We start from the raw sequence: 15,655 nt of genomic DNA, 5'->3' as shown, positions 1-15,655 counted from the left end.
CAAGTATACCGTATACAGTGGAAAATGTCACCACCTCCACATGAATCCCTCCTGCCCAGTGAGAGGTGAACTTCTGGATTCTGTTCACCGCTTCATCCATGACAGGTTCTAAAATTCCATATTTCTTTAACACTCTGACGCCCTCATCCATGGTGTTTGCCGTGAGGATATTATGTTTCAATTCTTCATCCTCTTGTCCGCTGTTTTTCAGCAGAGAAGAAGTAATGTCCCACAATATTTCCATTCTACGGTCCCCATATTTGGAATGGGTGTTGAACACGCCTCCTGCCACCTTAATCAGTTTTCCGATGTGCCCCACAAATAAAATCCGGTCAAAGCCTTCTTTCGCCGCCATTTCCAATGCCTTCCCGATGAAATTGCTGCAGGTCACTCCGCTTTCCATGGAAAGTCCCAAAGATTCTTTTATAAAAGCTTCCCCGTAATTTCCCGGAGTCAGTATCACCTGCTTAATGCCTGCCACGGCTTTCATGTGCAGTTCCAGACGTATGGTGGCAGTCAGAGCCTCTTCGCTCATTGGCTTTACGATTCCGGTGGTTCCGAGAACCGACAGTCCGCCTTCGATTCCCAGCTTTGGATTAAAGGTCTTTTCCGCCAGTTTCCTTCCCTCCGGTATCCAGATACATATTTTTAAAGGGCCTTCATAACCGGCTTCTCTCCTGGCCTCCTCCACTCCCTGAAATATCATGGAACGGGGGACCGGATTAATGGCGGGCATGCCGACAGGGCAGGAAAGCCCTGGCTTTGTCACCAGCCCTATCCCTTCTCCTGACGTTAAAAAAAGCGGGCTGACCCCCGCCTCCTCTCCATACCAGCTATAATATTTCTTTGTTTCCCCGTCCTCTTGTTCCCTTCCATATTCCACGGAAGCAAAGATCAGAGCCTGGTTGGTCACATCCGGATCATCTCCGGCATCTTTTTTAACAGCACATGAGACCATTTTCCTGTTTTTGACAACGTGAAAAAGGGGCAGATGGGCTTCTGTCCCTTTTGGTGTCATGAGCTTCATATGTTCCAGTTCCCCACCCGTAAGCAGCATAACTGCTGCTGCCTTGGCCGCCGCTGCGGCGCAGGTTCCGGTGGTGAATCCGCTTCTCAATTTGTTTTCTTCCATCTCATTCCATCTCTCCTGCCCCGTTTTCCAGGCATAACAGATATTGATAAGGTGCTTCTTCCTTCGTTTTGTATTATAAAAGATTTTTGCTGATGACGCAAGGCATTTCCTGTTTTTGCCTATTGCTCCTCTTGCTTTTGTAAATCGTTCTGCTTCAATTCCCGTTTTCTTTTGGTGATCAGCCCTCCGATCCTCCCGCTTTCCTTGGCAGTCAGACTTCGCCAGCCTTCCTTTACCACCTTATCGCTAAGTCCAAGCTCTGTAGCGATTTCAAACTTAAGTACATCCTCAGGTTTCATGTTATGAGGATCAAAGGGCTCATTTTTCTTTCCTTTTGGCATATATCAATATCTCCTTTCACAAATCTAAAGAGAGTATGCCCGCTGCAAAAGGAAATAAACATTTATCCCAATCTTCTGGGAATAATAACTGCTGCTATAATGTAGGCTATGATTCCCGCACCGCCTGTGCAGGTCAGCACCGCCCACAGCAAACGGATCAGTGTCGGATCCACGTTGAAATATTCTGCAATTCCTCCGCATACTCCGCAAAGCATTTTATCTGTATCGGAGCGGTATAATTTTTTCTGATTGTCTTCCATTTTTATTTCTCCTTCCTTGTTATGATTCCTTTATAAAATCCACCTGGATACTGCCTGTGCTGCATTCCAAATTCATGGTTTTTCCAGCACTGTTATCCGTCCTTTTTCTGTCTCTTAAACCTGCTATGCTTTCTCCTGCAAGATTTACCTCTCCTACATTGCATTCAATATCATAGTTATAATCTTCTTTTTCTCCCACCAGCTCCATCCGGATGCTGCCGGCCTTGCATTCCCCGTAAATATTTCCGTCAACTCTTCCTGCAAATTCCACACTGCCTGCACTGCTTTCCACTTCAAGGGTTCCTGCTTTTGCCTGCCCTATTTTTATAACACCTGCTTTTGTATCAAGCCTGAGCCTGTCGGCAGAAAGGGATTCCACCGTTATAACAGATGCCACATTCTTCCAGCCCGAAAATCCCCTGGAATGAGATGATTCCAAAGTCACTTCAGAAAAATGGTAGTCTTCAGGTACCTGGATGGTGAGCAATTGACCGGAATCTGCCTCTAATTCCAGCTTCCCATCTTCCTCCTCCCAGTCCCAGTCAAGCTTATACCGGTTGCAAAACACCTTAATCTCATCACCGGAAGGAGCCTTTACAAACACGACTTTTCCTGAATTTGCAGTCACTTCCAGTTCCTTTACCCCGGAAAATGAGCCGATTTCTTCTCCTTCCCACTCCATATCCGTAAACTCCAGCTCATCCAAAACAGCATCTGAGATTTCTCTCTTCCACTCAAGAGCATGTTCAGGCACCAGATCTATTAAGTTTCCGCCTAAAGCTGCGGCCGAGATTGATGCAGCTCCTCCTATGATCATGCAGACAACTCCTGCAATTAAACAATTTCGAACAAATCTTCTCATAAACGGCCCCTCCTTCTGTGAAATAACCGGCTGATGGCATCAGTACAGCTTCGAATCAGGAAAGGCAGAAATCTTCCATAAAAGGCGGCACTGAAAGCCAGAGCCAGAAGACCAAGGCCAAGAAACAGTATCCCCAATCCCAAAAGCAGCATTCCGCTTAAAGGCTGGATAAACATGGAAACAATTCCAGCTACTGCCATAGCCACTCCTCCCAGGAGAAAGGCGAAGGTTGCGGCTCCTACTCCCACCACTGCTGCCAGAAGAATTCCAAAAAGACCGCTTACTATTCCAACGATACCGCCTCCTATTCCCAAAAGCGCAGGGGAAGCCACGACAATCAGGACAATCCATAAAATCAGTCTTACAGTCCTATTCCTCTCCGGTGATATACCTCCCTTTGAAGGTCCTCTGCCGGACTCTTTTTCATATTCTCTTTGGTAATCAGAAGCTTCCGGAAGATCGTAGCGCTTTGCCATTTGATAATTAGGATCTTTAAACCGCTCATCCTCATATCCCTTCTCAGTAAACTCTCCTCCATCCTCTAAATTGCCGGAAATGTCAGAGCGGATGATGGAAGCAATCCGTTCAGGGCTTCCGAAGGATTTAATGACTTCCTGCTCTTGCTCTTCTCCCGCTTCCTCCAGATAATCCCTGTAATATTCGATGGCATCCGCCTTCTCTTCCTCAGGAATATCCAAAAGCAGATATTCCAGCTCCCTCATAAACTCATCCCTGTTCATATATGTGCCTCCTCAAAAATGCGGGATATTTTCTGCTTATAGCTTTCCCATTCGCCGCTGTATAAATTTAGCTGGACCCGTCCTTTTTCCGTGATCTTATAGTATCTCCGGTTCCTTCCGTCAAATGCCTGGTCATAGACCTCCAGACACTCCTCCTTTTGCAGCCTGCGGAGGACTGGATACAGGGTTGATTCCGATATTTCAATCACATTCCTCACATCCTGAGTGATCTTATATCCATAAGTACCTTCCTGATCCCTTGACACAATTGCCAGGACAATGGCATCCAATAATGCTGCTCCCGTGTTAAAAACCATATGTCCACTCCCATCCTTGATTTCCGAAAAATTTACATTCTTCCCTCATCCCCTGGTTCCTTGGGAATGATGACCGCTGCAATGATATACAAAATCAGACTGCCTCCCACCAGGGAAAATCCCATGAAGGAGTGAAATAAATTGCGCCATGGCTGAAACAGCATGAGAAGGACCCATATCAGTCTGATGATGACAGGATCAACCTGGAAATACTCTCCAATCCCGCCGCATACACCGCAGATAACCTTGTTTTTAACAGACCGGTATAAACGTTTTGTCTTCACTGTGGCTCCCTTCCTTTCTCTATCTTATAAAAGCATATAATATTAATTCTTATCCTATATTATATCTTGTATAGTATATATTATATGCTATATAATATTAGTTGTCAACACTTATTATAATTTTTTTAATATTAAAATTCACCAATACCCCTGTGATCTTTTTGATTTCAGATATAAAAAAGCAGTAAACCCATAATTGATAGGATTTACTGCTTTTCTCTCTGTTCCAACAACCGCTATTTCTTTATAAATTCCTGAAAGCAACGGTCCGCTTCATATTGTATCTTTTCTTCATCAACAGTTACCAGGTGTCCCTGCTTTACTGCTATTTTTCCGCCGACTACCGTATAATCAACGGGGCTTTTCAGGCCAACCGTAGCCAGTACGGACTTAGGATCTACCATGGCACCCACCAGTTCAAAGCGCTTTGTATCCACCATAAAGAAGTCTGCTGCTTTGCCTGTTTCCAGAGAACCAATATCTGTTCTTCCCAGTATTCCGGCGCTTCCTACTGTAGCAAGTTTCAGTATATCATAACCTGTAGGGGCAGTTCGGCCATAGGTCAGCCTGTGGAGCAGATAAGCCACTCTCATTTCTTCCAGCAGATTAGAACCGTCATTGCTTGCGCTTCCATCTACAGCAAGACCTACCGGAACCCCTTTTTCCATCATTTCAGGAATCCTTGCAACGCCTGAGGACAGCTTCATATTGGAAACCGGGCAATGGGCCACGCCTGTTTTAGTCTCTGCCAGCAGCGCCAGTTCCTCATCATTAAAATGAATTCCATGGGCAAACCAGACATCACTGCCTATCCATCCCAGGCTCTCCATATAAGCAAGAGGTCTCATTCCGTAAGTTTCCAGGGTGAAGTTTTCCTCATCTTTTGTCTCTGCCAGATGGGTATGCAAACGCACGCCCAGGCTTCTTGCCAGCTTTGCGGATTCCTTCATCAAATCAGGAGTCACACTGAAAGGAGAACAAGGTGCCAATGCCACCTGCTTCATGGAAAACGGATTCGGATTGTGGAATTTCTCCACCAGTCTGCTGGAATCTTTTAAAATATCATCAATTGTCTGTACCACTGTATCAGGGGGCAGGCCTCCGTCTTTTTTGCTTAAAGACATACTTCCCCTGGATACGTGCATACGGATTCCAAGTTCCTCTGCTGCCTGAAACTGGGATTCTATCATCTCATGTCTTCCTGCCGGAAACACATAATGATGGTCAAAGCAGGTGGTACAGCCATTTTTCATCAGCTCTCCCATGCCTGTTAAGGATGTGGAACGAATCACATCTTCATCAATATTTTTCCAAAGTTCATAAAGGGTGATCAGCCATGGGAAAAGTTCCATGGACTGTACCTGGGGCAGGTTCCTTGTAAATATCTGATAAAGGTGATGGTGGGTGTTTATAAGTCCCGGATATACGCACATGCCAGTACCGTCGATGACTGTATCCGCCTCCCATTCCTTATTGCTGATATCAATAATTACCCCGTCTTCTGCGTACAGATTTACATATTCCAGCACACTGTCCTGCGGGTCACAGGTTACCAGATAACGTATGTTCCTGACAAATATCGATTTTTTCATGATTACCTCCTAGTGTTTTCATTCGCTTTCCGGTTGTTTTATTAATGATGGTTACCGGTTTGACAACACCATTTTGCTATTTCAGCAATGAGGGAAAGGGGCAGCGGTTTACTGTAGGGAAACTGCACCGCACCTTTGCTTGTCTTATATTCTGTAAGACTTTCTCTGAAATGTTCTACAGCCTTATCACCTGGATACAGTCCTATATGCTTTTTAAATGCCGCAAAATGGATTATATTCCTCTTATTCCAATAAGTCGGCATCCGCCAGGAAATCCGTTCCTGTGCATCCGGAAGTGCAGTCCGCAGTGTATCACGCACCTGATTTAAGTAAACTTTAACCTCTTCAGGCTGTGAAGCAATATATTCATCAATGGTTTTTACAGGCTCACCGCAGAAATGATCCTGATTATCTTTTTGAAATTCCCTTCCGCATTTAGGACATTGCCACATAGTATACTCCTCTCTGGTACGTCAATATTTAAGTTCGCTGTATTCATCAATTTTCAGACACAGTCAGTATAACACACTTAAAAGAGAAAATCACCACACAAATATTCCTGTTTTCATATATTTTAACAAATGAAAAAGGCACTGCCGATGCAGCACCTTTTTTTCTAAAAACCCTTAAACTCATACCCCCAGACTTCTTACGGGTTAAACGCCCTCCAAAGACGTTTGAAGTAATCGATAAACCCTGCTTCCCTGACTTCCTGCGCCGTCAAAATCGGCACCTCACCTATTTTTTCTCCTCCCAGAGTGTAGACCAGAACTCCTGCGTTCTGTCCCTCCTCTACCGGAGCTGAAATAGAAGGAAGCAGTTCCAGTTTCTTTTCAATGGCAGTAAAGTCTTCCCCCTTAAGACTTAAATAAGAAAAGGAACCGCCGTATTTCAAGGGAACCTGATCCTCTACGCCGTTATCCACAACCAATTCAGGGAGGGGAACCATTTCCTTATCTTCATACAGCTTGCAGTTGGCATACCCATAGTTTAACAGCGTCTGGGCATCGGCAAACCGGATCTTATAATCAGGAGCTGCCATAATGGAGGCAATGAGGCGGACCCCTTCTTTTTCCGCGGTGGCGGAGAGACAGTATTTTGCCAGGGCGGTGGAACCGGTCTTTAAACCTGTTACCGTAAAGTTGGTAGCCATTTTTAACAGCTTATTGGTATTGGAAAGTCCAAACTCCTTGCTTCCCTGCTTTGTCACATGAGTGATGTTTTCCATCCATATGGTGGAATAATTATGAACCTGAGGATATTTGTTAATTAATTCCCTTGACATGATTGCAATATCCCTGGCAGTGGTCACATGGGACAGGGAATCTGTCAGTCCGCAGCAATCTTCAAAATGGGTGTTAACCATGCCAAGTCCTGCTGCCCTTTCATTCATCATCCTCACAAATTCATCTTCTGTTCCTGCTATGTATTCTGCCATGGCTACGGAAGCATCATTGCCGGAAGCTATGACAATGCACTTAATGAGGGTCTCCACAGTCTGGATTTCTCCCTCTTCCAGAAATACCTGGGAACCTCCCATGGACTTTGCATAAGCGCTGGTAACAACCTCATCGGTCATTTTGATTTTACCTGATTCCAGGGCGTCAAAAATCAGGATCAGAGTCATGATCTTGGTAATGCTTGCCGGACTCCTTTTTACATCTGCCTCTTTTTCAAAAATGATCTGTCCGGTTGACGCTTCCATCAAAACAGCACTGGGAGACTGCAGGGTCGGGCCGCCCGAAGTGTTTGCCTCCTGTGCTTGAATAACCATGTCCGAGACTACCGCCAGATCCGGCTCATGTGCCGCCGCGGGCAGGCATAAATAGAAAAACAGCAGAAAACAGCTTAGGATAATTGCCGTAACTCTCTTCATGTTTTACACGATCCCCTGATAAATTCGTTTATACCATTGTATGGGATTGTTTCATATACATATGCCATTTTTTCCAAAAAAAATTGACACCTTTTGATTTCATCCTCCCGAAAAGTATGCTATACTGTTACAGGGAAGGGAAACAGCCCGTCTGCCCCTCCCCTAATATTACAAAAATCAAGAGGTTAAGTTATGAGTTTACATGATTTCCGTGACCGGAACCCTGGCGAAAGCCGCAGCCGTGGACTGCATATTGCAGCCATCACTTTAATAGGTATTCTGATCGTTGCTGTTTTAGTTTTCTGCGGCATCACCTTTAACAAAAATTTTAAGGACAAGGCATTGCCTGTTGATTCTTCTGTTTCACAAAATCCCCCTGAAAATGAAACCACTCTCCCCACAACAGAGGAGGAAACCACTGCAGACCCAAAGGAAGCTTTGAATGCTCTTCTGGCACAAGCAGAGGCTCTTGCCGTTCAGTACGATTATGACGGAGCCATGGAATTGCTTAAAGCAGATTCTGCATATGCCGCAGAAGAGGAAGTTCTTTCTGCTATTAGTTCCTATGAAGCTGCCAAAAGCGCCCTGGTCCGGGTCAATCCTCAGGAGGTCACTCACGTATTCTTCCACTCCCTTGTTATGGATACGTCAAAGGCATTTGACGGGGACGCCAAAGAAGCCGGTTATAATCAGGTGATGACTACAAAATCAGAATTTCTTAAAATCATGAAATCCATGTATGACAAGGGATACGTTTTGGTAAAAATTCATGACCTGGCATATGAGACAACGGATGAGAACGGAAATTCAAAATTTGTATACGGAGACATTATGCTTCCGGAAGGAAAAAAAGCCTTTGTTCTTTCCCAGGATGATGTATGCTTTTACGAATACATGAAGGGAGACGGCTTCGCCACCCGCATGATCATCGGAGAAGACGGCTACCCCACCTGTGAAATGGAGATGGAGGATGGAAGCATTTCCGTGGGTGATTATGACCTGGTTCCTATCCTTGAAAATTTCATCAAAGAGCATCCCGACTTTTCCTACAAGGGAGCCCGGGGAATCCTGGCATTTACCGGATATAACGGAATCCTGGGATACCGGACAGACGAATCTTACAAAGACACCAATCCTAACTACGAGGCTGACAGGGAAATGGCTGCAAAAGTAGCCCAGGCCTTAAAGGATCACGGCTGGGAACTGGCCTCCCATAGCTGGGGCCACCGGAATCTTGGACAGATTCCCATGGAACACTTTAAAACAGATTCTGATAAATGGGAGCGGAATGTGGAATCTCTCATCGGCCCGACTGATATTATCCTCTTCCCCTTTGGAAGCGACATCGGAAACTGGACTCCCTATGCCGGGGACAACCCTCGTTTTGCTTACTTAAAATCTTTGGGCTTTCGCTATTACTGTAACGTGGATGCCAGCAAATCAGCATGGGTTCAGTTAGGCTCTGACTATTTCCGCCAGGGACGAAGGAATTTAGACGGATACCGGATGTATTATTATCCTGACAGCTTAAAGGATTTATTCGATGTGTCTGAGGTATTTGATCCGGCACGGCCTACGCCGGTACCTCCGATGTAAAATTAACAACAGAACATAATAAGAGCTGCAGTTCCAGCAGATGATTCAATCTACTGGAGCTGCAGCTCCTTTTTCATGCTTAGAACAGAAAAAACAGACCCCAAAGGGTCTTTTTTTCATGGTGTATTTAAGTAACTGTCTCACCGGAGAAACATTGTCCTATTATTGCGCTGAACCCAGATAACCGCAGCCATCTCTATAGGGTTCCTTTATATTGGTAGCACAAGCGAATTCAAAGAGAGGAAATTGTTAAAGAGGTGAAGAACGATAATGTTTCTTTCTACGGGCTTTGCTGTATTCTTTCAAAACATGAAAACAAAGATTAATTTCATCTTCTGAACAAGTCTCTTTTAAAAGATCGATTGTCTGGGCAAATACAGTGGAATCGTATTTCAAATGTTCTGCATTTAATTCCAGCCCTTTGGACGTAGCATAATACAATTGCTTTTTGTAACTATCAGGAGCAGCTTTTTTACAAATCAAACCTTTTTGTTCCATTTTTGTTGTCATTTGAGAGATTGCGGCTTTCGTTTTATCCCAATCCAAAGAAAGATCTGTGACTGTTTTTCCGGGATGGTCGACGATATATTTCAACATATGAACCTCAACAGCCGTATATTTTTCTCCTGTACCATAATCAACCGGAATATTGGAAGCCATATAGAGGGAAGACGCCTGGTGCAGAATATCTGCCATATCTGCAATGCTGTATTGATAATTTTCCATAACAGTCTCATCAGCCTTTTTTGGTGTTTTATTAAGTATTTTCATAAAATCTAGTATATCAGATAGCCTGGGCAAAATCCATATTAAAAATTTTTATTGTTACATTTTGTCATTTTTCAGATAAATGTTAGTGATAATTAAACAAAAAATAAATCATAAATCAAAAAGGTATTGACATAATCACCTCAACTTGTTAATATGCTTAACAAGAAGTTAACTTACTTAACACCTGATCGATCACATGAACTCAGTGCAACTATCAATGAGATGGTAAAAATTACGGAAAGGAGGCCAGAAATACTACATATTGATAAAAGGCTTATTCTACAATGCAAAATCTAAAAATTACAATTATTTGAGGAGGATCAAATGAGTAATCAAAGAGAAGAAAGTAAATTAATCCGAAATTTAGGGTTTGGAGATTTAATGGCAATTGCTATCGGTCAGATTATCGGTGCAGGAATTATGTCGTCAACTGGTGTTGCCATAGGAATGACAGGTACTGGTGTTGCACTGGCATTTCTGATTTCCCCGTTCTTAACTATTATAAGTATTTTCCCAACAGCTATTTTAAGTTCAGCAGCACCTACGACAGGCGGTCCATACAGATACTGCAGCCGTTTAATGGGCAAAGGACCTGGTTTAGTTTATCTGCTATTACATGTAACTTCCTTTGGAGTGGCGATTTCTCAGTATTCCCTGAGCTTTGGCGTATATTTCGCCAGTTTTATTCCAGGAGCGAACCAGCATATAGTTGCAATGACTATTCTGACACTCTTTTTTGCTATGAACTTGATAGGAACAAAATCAGCAGCACTATTAAATAAGATTATGAATGTTGGGCTGATTGGTGGTTTGCTGCTATTCGTCGTATTCGGACTTCCAAAAGTAGATATGAGCTATGTCTTAAATACGAAACATCTGTTTATGAATGGTTCTATGGCTTTTATAAGTACCCTGGCCTTGCTTAGCTCCGCAACTGCAGGAGCACAGTTTATTGCCGAACTAGGTGGTGAGACCAAAGATGCCGGACGTACGATTCCAAGGGTTATGGTCGCTTCTACCTTCGGTGTCGGTGTTCTCTATGTATTAATCGCCCTTGTGGCAGCAGGGGTACTGCCAATAGAGCAGGTGGCAAACCAGCCGTTAACATTAGTCGCAAGAGAAACCATGCCTGGAGTCACATTTTACCTTTTTGTAATTGGCGCAGCACTGGGGGCTACGGCTACCACTTTAAACGCAACACTTTCCTGGATTACGAAACCGCTTCTGGTTGCCTGTGACGATGGATTGCTTCCCAAGAAAATCGGAACAGTAAGTAAGAAGGGTGTTCCTTATAAATTGCTGACCATGTTTTATGTGATAGGTATGATTCCCTTATTACTGCGGTATGATATTTCCTTTATCACTAAATTTACTACGGCAAATTCCTTATTGACAAAAATAATGGTATGTCTGGCCTTGTTTGCACTGGCCACCAAATTTAAAGATATCTTAAGCCGCTCCACCCTTAAGGTTTCAGTTGCCTTTGCTAAAGTAATTGCCGTCATAGGAACAATTGTACTTTGTATCCTGTCTTACTCTCTGTTCGCCAATCTTTCTATTACTGTAGTAGGATTCCTGGCGGTGCTTGTTGTAGTGGCTATTATCTATTCAACCATATTTACAAAAAGGATTTCCATTGAAAACGATCTGATTGTAGACTACACTAGTGATCAGGAGTAGGGAGGAGCGTGTTTTCATATGATGCTTAAAATTATTGGAAGCCATCTGTGTCCAAATACTATTTATTCAATTATAAAATGCAAAGAGGCAGGAGTTCCCTTCACTTTTCAGGATATATCTGCAAGCCTCAGTGATTTAAAAGGCTTTCTGGCAATTCACGAACATGACAAGGTTTATGAAGATCATCGAAACATGTCCGGAGAAAAGGATTACCTGACAGCCGGAAAAATAGGGCTCCCCTGTTTTGTATTTGAAGACGGTTGTAAAACCCTGGACTTAGATGAGGTTTTAAAACGATATTAAAATTAAATGATGGAGGAATGAAGATGAAGTACAATTTTGATACAGTACATAAAAGATTTAATAAAGGTTGTAAAAAATGGAATGAACTGGCAGACAATGGGGTGAAGGAAGATGAGGATATTATTCCTTTTTCCGTTGCAGATATGGAATTTGTAACAGCCCCGGAAATTGTAGAGGCATTGAAATATGAGCTGGATCATAATATTATGGGATATGCCAATCCGACACGGGAGTATCTTGAAACAGTATGCCAGTGGATGAAAAAACGTCATGACTGGGATACGAAACCAGAGTGGATTCTGCCGGCTCATGGGGTTATAGATGCATTTTTTGAGGCAGTAAAGATTTACACGCAAGAAGGCGAGGGGGTTATGCTGATGACTCCAGTATACTATCCCATGTACCATGCAGTGACTAACAATAATCGTGTCCTGGTAGACTGCTCCCTGATACTTAAGAGCAGCAGCTATGAGATTGACTTTGAAGATTTCGAAAAGAAAGCTGCCGATGAAAATACAAAGCTGCTGATTCTCTGCAGTCCCCACAATCCCTGCGGCCGCGTGTGGACAAGAGAAGAATTGGAAAAGATCGGAGAAATCTGTTTGAAGCATCATGTGCTAGTTGTTTCAGATGAAATTCATTTTGATCTGGTCATGCCGGGATATAAGCATATTGTTTTTGCTTCTCTATCTGATGAAATTGCAAATAACTGTATTATTTGCACAGCACCCAGTAAAACCTTTAACCTGGCAGGACTTCAGACCTCCAATATTTTTATTCCCAACCCTGAGTTAAGGGAAAAGTACCTGAATGCATTGAAACGCTCGAATCCCAATCCCAAATGCAATATTTTAGGTTACAGTGCCTGCGAAGCAGCGTACAAGCATTGTGAACAGTGGCTGGAGGAAGCTATTTCCGTTATTGACACTAACCGAAAACTGGTGGTTGACTTCCTGAGTAAAGAGTTCCCGCAGATTAAGGTAATAGAGCTGGAAGCAACTTATCTTCTATGGATGGACTGGAGGGGAATGAGAATTGACGGCAAAGAACTGGAGCGCATCAATCATGAAGAAGCGAAGCTGTTCTTTGATGAGGGATACGTCTTTGGCGCACAAGGAGATGGCTTTGAACGCTGGAATCTTGCGTGTCCTACCAGATACGTGAAAGAAGCATTGGAAAGAATGAAAGAAACTTACAAAAAGTACGTTGGGTAAACATTTTTTAATAAACAAAAAAGCATACCAGGATACCAGCATTGCAGAATGCTAATTAAAGTTTCAACATTTCTATAATAAAAGGGGTAAATGTACCTTGATAGTTAACTATCATGGAACATTTACCCCTTTCTGATTTAATCTGTTAAAACTGGACGTAACCGCGAATTGGCTGTGCAGGAACCACGGAATCCGCATGAAGCACGGGTCCTTCCCCGTCATAGTCCTTCCAGAATTCATATGCAATCTTGGCTCTGACACGAACCCACTGCTTTGTTTCCAGGGACTTTGCTTCTCTTGCCTTTGTGACGAAACCTAAAAATGTCATATCATCTTCACAGCAGGTCATTGCCATGCGGCCCGGAACAAAGTAATTCTTTGGAAACTCTGGTGTCTTCAAAACCATGGCTGTAAATTCAACGGTTTTTCCTTCATACCGGTCCCGCCGTTCCATACAGTCAATGTACCAGATTCCATAAGCCTCAGGCGATATTTCCACCACATCGGCATTGATATCGTAAGGCAGGTCTTCATCGGCAATCTCAGAAACCTCTCCCTCAGAATCCTCAAATATAATTTCTCCCCCAAGGCACATGGCCTTAAGAGTACGCCGGTAGCCGGACAAATCTTCTATTCCGTCACAGCGGTTGCAGATGACCATTTCTGAATCCCTTACCATGGCATACAAAAGGGGCTTCATATTGGCAGAATACAAATCAAAGGTGGACATATCAATCAGCGTGATCTGCTGGTAAATCTTCCAGTCATCAGGAAGCTTTAGCTGATCCTGGTTCCACATCCCGTTCCATTCAATTAAAACCCTATCCGGGTTGTGAAGCAGTTCCAACTCCAAAAGCCTGTCCGGAGTCATCTCAGCCATTGTTTCTATAAATACGGCTTCTGTTTTATTCCGTTTCAGAAGTTCATCATCGTATTCTGTTTCTCCGTCCTCGCAAACGATCAGCAGTGTCTTTCCGTCAGCCTTAAAATAATCCTGTTCCATGGTAAACTGAAGAAACTGGGTTTTTCCTGACTCCAAAAAGCCATTGATGAGGAATACCGGCATAAAGTCGTCTTCCATTTCGTTAATATTGCTCATGACTTCCTCCATTCCCTTTACTTTACAAAGGCTTTTTTAAGTTCTTCTTCCTTCAGATTTGCGCCAATTACGCAAACCTTACCGGTGTATTCCGGCATTCCGTTACGGATTTCATACTGTTCCGGCACCAGGTCAAAGTAAAGCCATGTGCCTTTTTCTTCTCCGGGAATCATTCCCTTGGCCCGGAGAACTTCTCCGAAATTATCTCCATAGGCCAGCTCATCGAGAATCTCGTCAAGCTGCTGCTTACTCATGGAAGGCACATTTTCAACTCCCCAGCTGCTGAACACTTCATCAGCGTGGTGATGATCATGGTCCTGGCCGCAGCCGCAGCCTTCTCCATGCTCGTGGTGGTGTTCATGATGGTCGTGACCGCAGCCGCAGCTTTCCACTTCGTGATCGTGATGATGGTGGCCGTGACCGCCTTCCTCATGATCATGATGGCCGTGGTGGTGGCCGTGACCGCCTTCCTCATGATCATGGTGGTGATGACCGTGACCCTCTTCATCATGATCGTGATGATGGCCGTGACCGCAGCCGCAACCCTCTCCATTCCCATGGCCGTGGCCCTCTTCATCATGATCGTGGTGATGACCGTGACCGCAGCCGCAGCCCTCTCCATGGCCGTGGCCATGACCCTTCCCATGATGGCGTCCATGACCGCAGCCGCAGCCTTCTCCCTCATGATGGTGACGCTTCGCTCTCACCTCTTCCATAAGGTCCGCAGCCATTGTATCCGGTTTTTCAATAATTTCCAAAAGTTGTTTTCCGCTCAGTTCTTCACAGGGAGTCGTTATAACAGAAGCCTTAGGATTCAATTCACGGATAATTTCAACAGCCTGATTCACCTTATCGGCAGCCGCTATATCTGTACGGCTTAAAACAACAGTTCCTGCATTTTCAATCTGATTGTTAAAAAATTCCCCAAAGTTCTTCCGGTACATTCTGCATTTCTGCGCATCCACAATGGTCACTGCACTGTTTAAGGTTACCTCCAGCTCAGAAGCCACATCAATGACAGCCTTCATGACATCTGATAATTTCCCAACTCCTGACGGTTCGATGATAACCCGGTCCGGATGGTATTTTGTCAGAACCTCTTCCAGAGACTTTCCAAAGTCTCCTACTAAAGAACAGCAGATACAGCCGGAATTCATTTCCCGGATTTCTATACCTGCATCCTTTAAAAATCCTCCGTCAATGCCGATCTCGCCGAATTCATTTTCAATGAGAACCACCTGTTCGCCTACAATGGCCTCTTGAAGCAGCTTCTTAATAAAAGTCGTCTTTCCGGCTCCAAGAAAACCGGAGATAATATCAATTTTTGTCATTTAAAAATACACCTCTATTCTTTCTATAAACACCATCTGTCAGGCAATCTCTAAAACTTCCTTAAAAGGAAATACCTCCGGCAGATGAGTCCAATCCACTTGTTTTATCCAAATCTACAACCCTTTTATTGTGTCATAAACCTTGTACAAAGTCAAGCCGTGTGTCGCGGTTTTTGAAGTACGTATTGTTTAAAATTTATCAATCTCGGCAAAAAAACTTGTATTTTTGCGAAATTGTGGTAAAATACATGACAACT

At 43.7% G+C, this 15,655-nt stretch carries 17 protein-coding genes; 4 read left to right on the top strand and 13 right to left on the bottom strand.

Going from position 1 to position 15,655, the window contains the following annotated elements; translation table 11 throughout:
* The 10 genes from cbiD to V7M78_RS14285 form a co-directional block, all read right to left on the bottom strand.
* A partial coding sequence (cbiD, locus tag V7M78_RS14330) for a cobalt-precorrin-5B (C(1))-methyltransferase CbiD (protein WP_333650693.1) occupies positions 1-1,132 on the bottom strand: 1,132 nt, incomplete at its 3' end.
* A gap of 119 nt (positions 1,133-1,251) precedes the next feature.
* Positions 1,252-1,473: a small, acid-soluble spore protein, alpha/beta type gene (locus V7M78_RS14325; protein WP_333650691.1), complete on the bottom strand. Its 222-nt coding sequence runs from the start codon at positions 1,471-1,473 to the stop codon at positions 1,252-1,254.
* Positions 1,474-1,535: 62 nt separating this feature from the next.
* Positions 1,536-1,733 carry a PspC domain-containing protein gene (locus tag V7M78_RS14320; protein WP_333650689.1) on the bottom strand — a complete coding sequence of 66 codons (198 nt, stop codon included), beginning with the start codon at positions 1,731-1,733 and terminating at the stop codon, positions 1,536-1,538.
* Positions 1,734-1,752: 19 nt separating this feature from the next.
* Positions 1,753-2,595: a DUF4097 family beta strand repeat-containing protein gene (locus tag V7M78_RS14315; protein ID WP_333650687.1), complete on the bottom strand. Its 843-nt coding sequence runs from the start codon at positions 2,593-2,595 to the stop codon at positions 1,753-1,755.
* The gene (locus V7M78_RS14310; RefSeq protein WP_333650685.1) at positions 2,592-3,335 is read right to left on the bottom strand and encodes a DUF1700 domain-containing protein; all 744 of its coding nucleotides are present in this window, start codon (positions 3,333-3,335) and stop codon (positions 2,592-2,594) included. Before V7M78_RS14310 ends, V7M78_RS14315 begins: the two co-directional genes overlap by 4 nt.
* Complete coding sequence (locus V7M78_RS14305) at positions 3,332-3,652, bottom strand: PadR family transcriptional regulator (protein WP_158376710.1); 321 nt, start codon at positions 3,650-3,652, stop codon at positions 3,332-3,334. The genes V7M78_RS14310 and V7M78_RS14305 overlap by 4 nt, the downstream gene beginning before the upstream one ends.
* A gap of 32 nt (positions 3,653-3,684) precedes the next feature.
* On the bottom strand, positions 3,685-3,936 hold the full coding sequence (locus tag V7M78_RS14300; RefSeq protein WP_333650681.1) for a PspC domain-containing protein: 252 nt from the start codon (positions 3,934-3,936) through the stop codon (positions 3,685-3,687).
* A gap of 236 nt (positions 3,937-4,172) precedes the next feature.
* Positions 4,173-5,528, bottom strand: coding sequence for an 8-oxoguanine deaminase (locus V7M78_RS14295; RefSeq protein ID WP_333650679.1), 1,356 nt, complete (start codon positions 5,526-5,528; stop codon positions 4,173-4,175).
* Positions 5,529-5,569: 41 nt separating this feature from the next.
* Complete coding sequence (locus tag V7M78_RS14290) at positions 5,570-5,980, bottom strand: iron chaperone (protein ID WP_333650677.1); 411 nt, start codon at positions 5,978-5,980, stop codon at positions 5,570-5,572.
* 197 nt (positions 5,981-6,177) lie between these two features.
* Complete coding sequence (locus tag V7M78_RS14285; protein ID WP_333650675.1) at positions 6,178-7,404, bottom strand: D-alanyl-D-alanine carboxypeptidase family protein; 1,227 nt, start codon at positions 7,402-7,404, stop codon at positions 6,178-6,180.
* 192 nt (positions 7,405-7,596) lie between these two features.
* Here V7M78_RS14285 and V7M78_RS14280 point away from each other — a divergent pair, with 192 nt between their 5' ends.
* The gene (locus V7M78_RS14280) at positions 7,597-9,000 is read left to right on the top strand and encodes a polysaccharide deacetylase family protein (protein WP_333650673.1); all 1,404 of its coding nucleotides are present in this window, start codon (positions 7,597-7,599) and stop codon (positions 8,998-9,000) included.
* 249 nt (positions 9,001-9,249) lie between these two features.
* Here the strand turns inward: V7M78_RS14280 and V7M78_RS14275 are convergent, their stop codons facing one another.
* A complete protein-coding gene (locus V7M78_RS14275) occupies positions 9,250-9,726 on the bottom strand; it encodes a MarR family winged helix-turn-helix transcriptional regulator (RefSeq protein WP_333650671.1) in 477 nt (158 codons plus the stop codon).
* A gap of 369 nt (positions 9,727-10,095) precedes the next feature.
* Here V7M78_RS14275 and V7M78_RS14270 point away from each other — a divergent pair, with 369 nt between their 5' ends.
* From V7M78_RS14270 to V7M78_RS14260, 3 genes are read left to right on the top strand one after another with little or no spacing between them, the layout of a single operon-like run.
* The gene (locus V7M78_RS14270) at positions 10,096-11,451 is read left to right on the top strand and encodes an APC family permease (RefSeq protein WP_333650669.1); all 1,356 of its coding nucleotides are present in this window, start codon (positions 10,096-10,098) and stop codon (positions 11,449-11,451) included.
* Positions 11,452-11,469: 18 nt separating this feature from the next.
* Entirely contained in the window at positions 11,470-11,754 is a 285-nt protein-coding gene (locus V7M78_RS14265; protein ID WP_333650667.1) for a glutaredoxin, read from the top strand.
* A 23-nt stretch (positions 11,755-11,777) separates the two neighbouring features.
* Positions 11,778-12,968 carry a MalY/PatB family protein gene (locus tag V7M78_RS14260; RefSeq protein ID WP_333650665.1) on the top strand — a complete coding sequence of 397 codons (1,191 nt, stop codon included), beginning with the start codon at positions 11,778-11,780 and terminating at the stop codon, positions 12,966-12,968.
* Positions 12,969-13,113: 145 nt separating this feature from the next.
* Here V7M78_RS14260 and V7M78_RS14255 read toward each other — a convergent pair whose 3' ends face one another.
* The gene (locus tag V7M78_RS14255) at positions 13,114-14,067 is read right to left on the bottom strand and encodes a TIGR03943 family putative permease subunit (protein WP_333650663.1); all 954 of its coding nucleotides are present in this window, start codon (positions 14,065-14,067) and stop codon (positions 13,114-13,116) included.
* Between the two features lie 17 nt (positions 14,068-14,084).
* Positions 14,085-15,398 carry a CobW family GTP-binding protein gene (locus tag V7M78_RS14250; RefSeq protein WP_333650661.1) on the bottom strand — a complete coding sequence of 438 codons (1,314 nt, stop codon included), beginning with the start codon at positions 15,396-15,398 and terminating at the stop codon, positions 14,085-14,087.
* Positions 15,399-15,655: the final 257 nt, after the last annotated feature.

Origin of the sequence: Lacrimispora sp. (assembly GCF_036758025.1) — a bacterium.
In the GTDB taxonomy this organism is placed as follows: domain Bacteria; phylum Bacillota; class Clostridia; order Lachnospirales; family Lachnospiraceae; genus Lacrimispora.
This window is presented reverse-complemented; position numbering and strand designations above follow the sequence as displayed.

Bases quoted from the DNA above. Each gene is read 5' to 3' on its own strand.
- V7M78_RS14325 (WP_333650691.1), bottom strand. From the start codon at position 1,473: ATGCCAAAAGGAAAGAAAAATGAGCCCTTTGATCCTCATAACATGAAA.
- V7M78_RS14320 (WP_333650689.1), bottom strand. From the start codon at position 1,733: ATGGAAGACAATCAGAAAAAATTATACCGCTCCGATACAGATAAAATG.
- V7M78_RS14315 (WP_333650687.1), bottom strand. From the start codon at position 2,595: ATGAGAAGATTTGTTCGAAATTGTTTAATTGCAGGAGTTGTCTGCATG.
- V7M78_RS14310 (WP_333650685.1), bottom strand. From the start codon at position 3,335: ATGAACAGGGATGAGTTTATGAGGGAGCTGGAATATCTGCTTTTGGAT.
- V7M78_RS14305 (WP_158376710.1), bottom strand. From the start codon at position 3,652: ATGGTTTTTAACACGGGAGCAGCATTATTGGATGCCATTGTCCTGGCA.
- V7M78_RS14295 (WP_333650679.1), bottom strand. From the start codon at position 5,528: ATGAAAAAATCGATATTTGTCAGGAACATACGTTATCTGGTAACCTGT.
- V7M78_RS14290 (WP_333650677.1), bottom strand. From the start codon at position 5,980: ATGTGGCAATGTCCTAAATGCGGAAGGGAATTTCAAAAAGATAATCAG.
- V7M78_RS14285 (WP_333650675.1), bottom strand. From the start codon at position 7,404: ATGAAGAGAGTTACGGCAATTATCCTAAGCTGTTTTCTGCTGTTTTTC.
- V7M78_RS14280 (WP_333650673.1), top strand. From the start codon at position 7,597: ATGAGTTTACATGATTTCCGTGACCGGAACCCTGGCGAAAGCCGCAGC.
- V7M78_RS14275 (WP_333650671.1), bottom strand. From the start codon at position 9,726: ATGGAAAATTATCAATACAGCATTGCAGATATGGCAGATATTCTGCAC.
- V7M78_RS14270 (WP_333650669.1), top strand. From the start codon at position 10,096: ATGAGTAATCAAAGAGAAGAAAGTAAATTAATCCGAAATTTAGGGTTT.
- V7M78_RS14265 (WP_333650667.1), top strand. From the start codon at position 11,470: ATGATGCTTAAAATTATTGGAAGCCATCTGTGTCCAAATACTATTTAT.
- V7M78_RS14260 (WP_333650665.1), top strand. From the start codon at position 11,778: ATGAAGTACAATTTTGATACAGTACATAAAAGATTTAATAAAGGTTGT.
- V7M78_RS14255 (WP_333650663.1), bottom strand. From the start codon at position 14,067: ATGAGCAATATTAACGAAATGGAAGACGACTTTATGCCGGTATTCCTC.
- V7M78_RS14250 (WP_333650661.1), bottom strand. From the start codon at position 15,398: ATGACAAAAATTGATATTATCTCCGGTTTTCTTGGAGCCGGAAAGACG.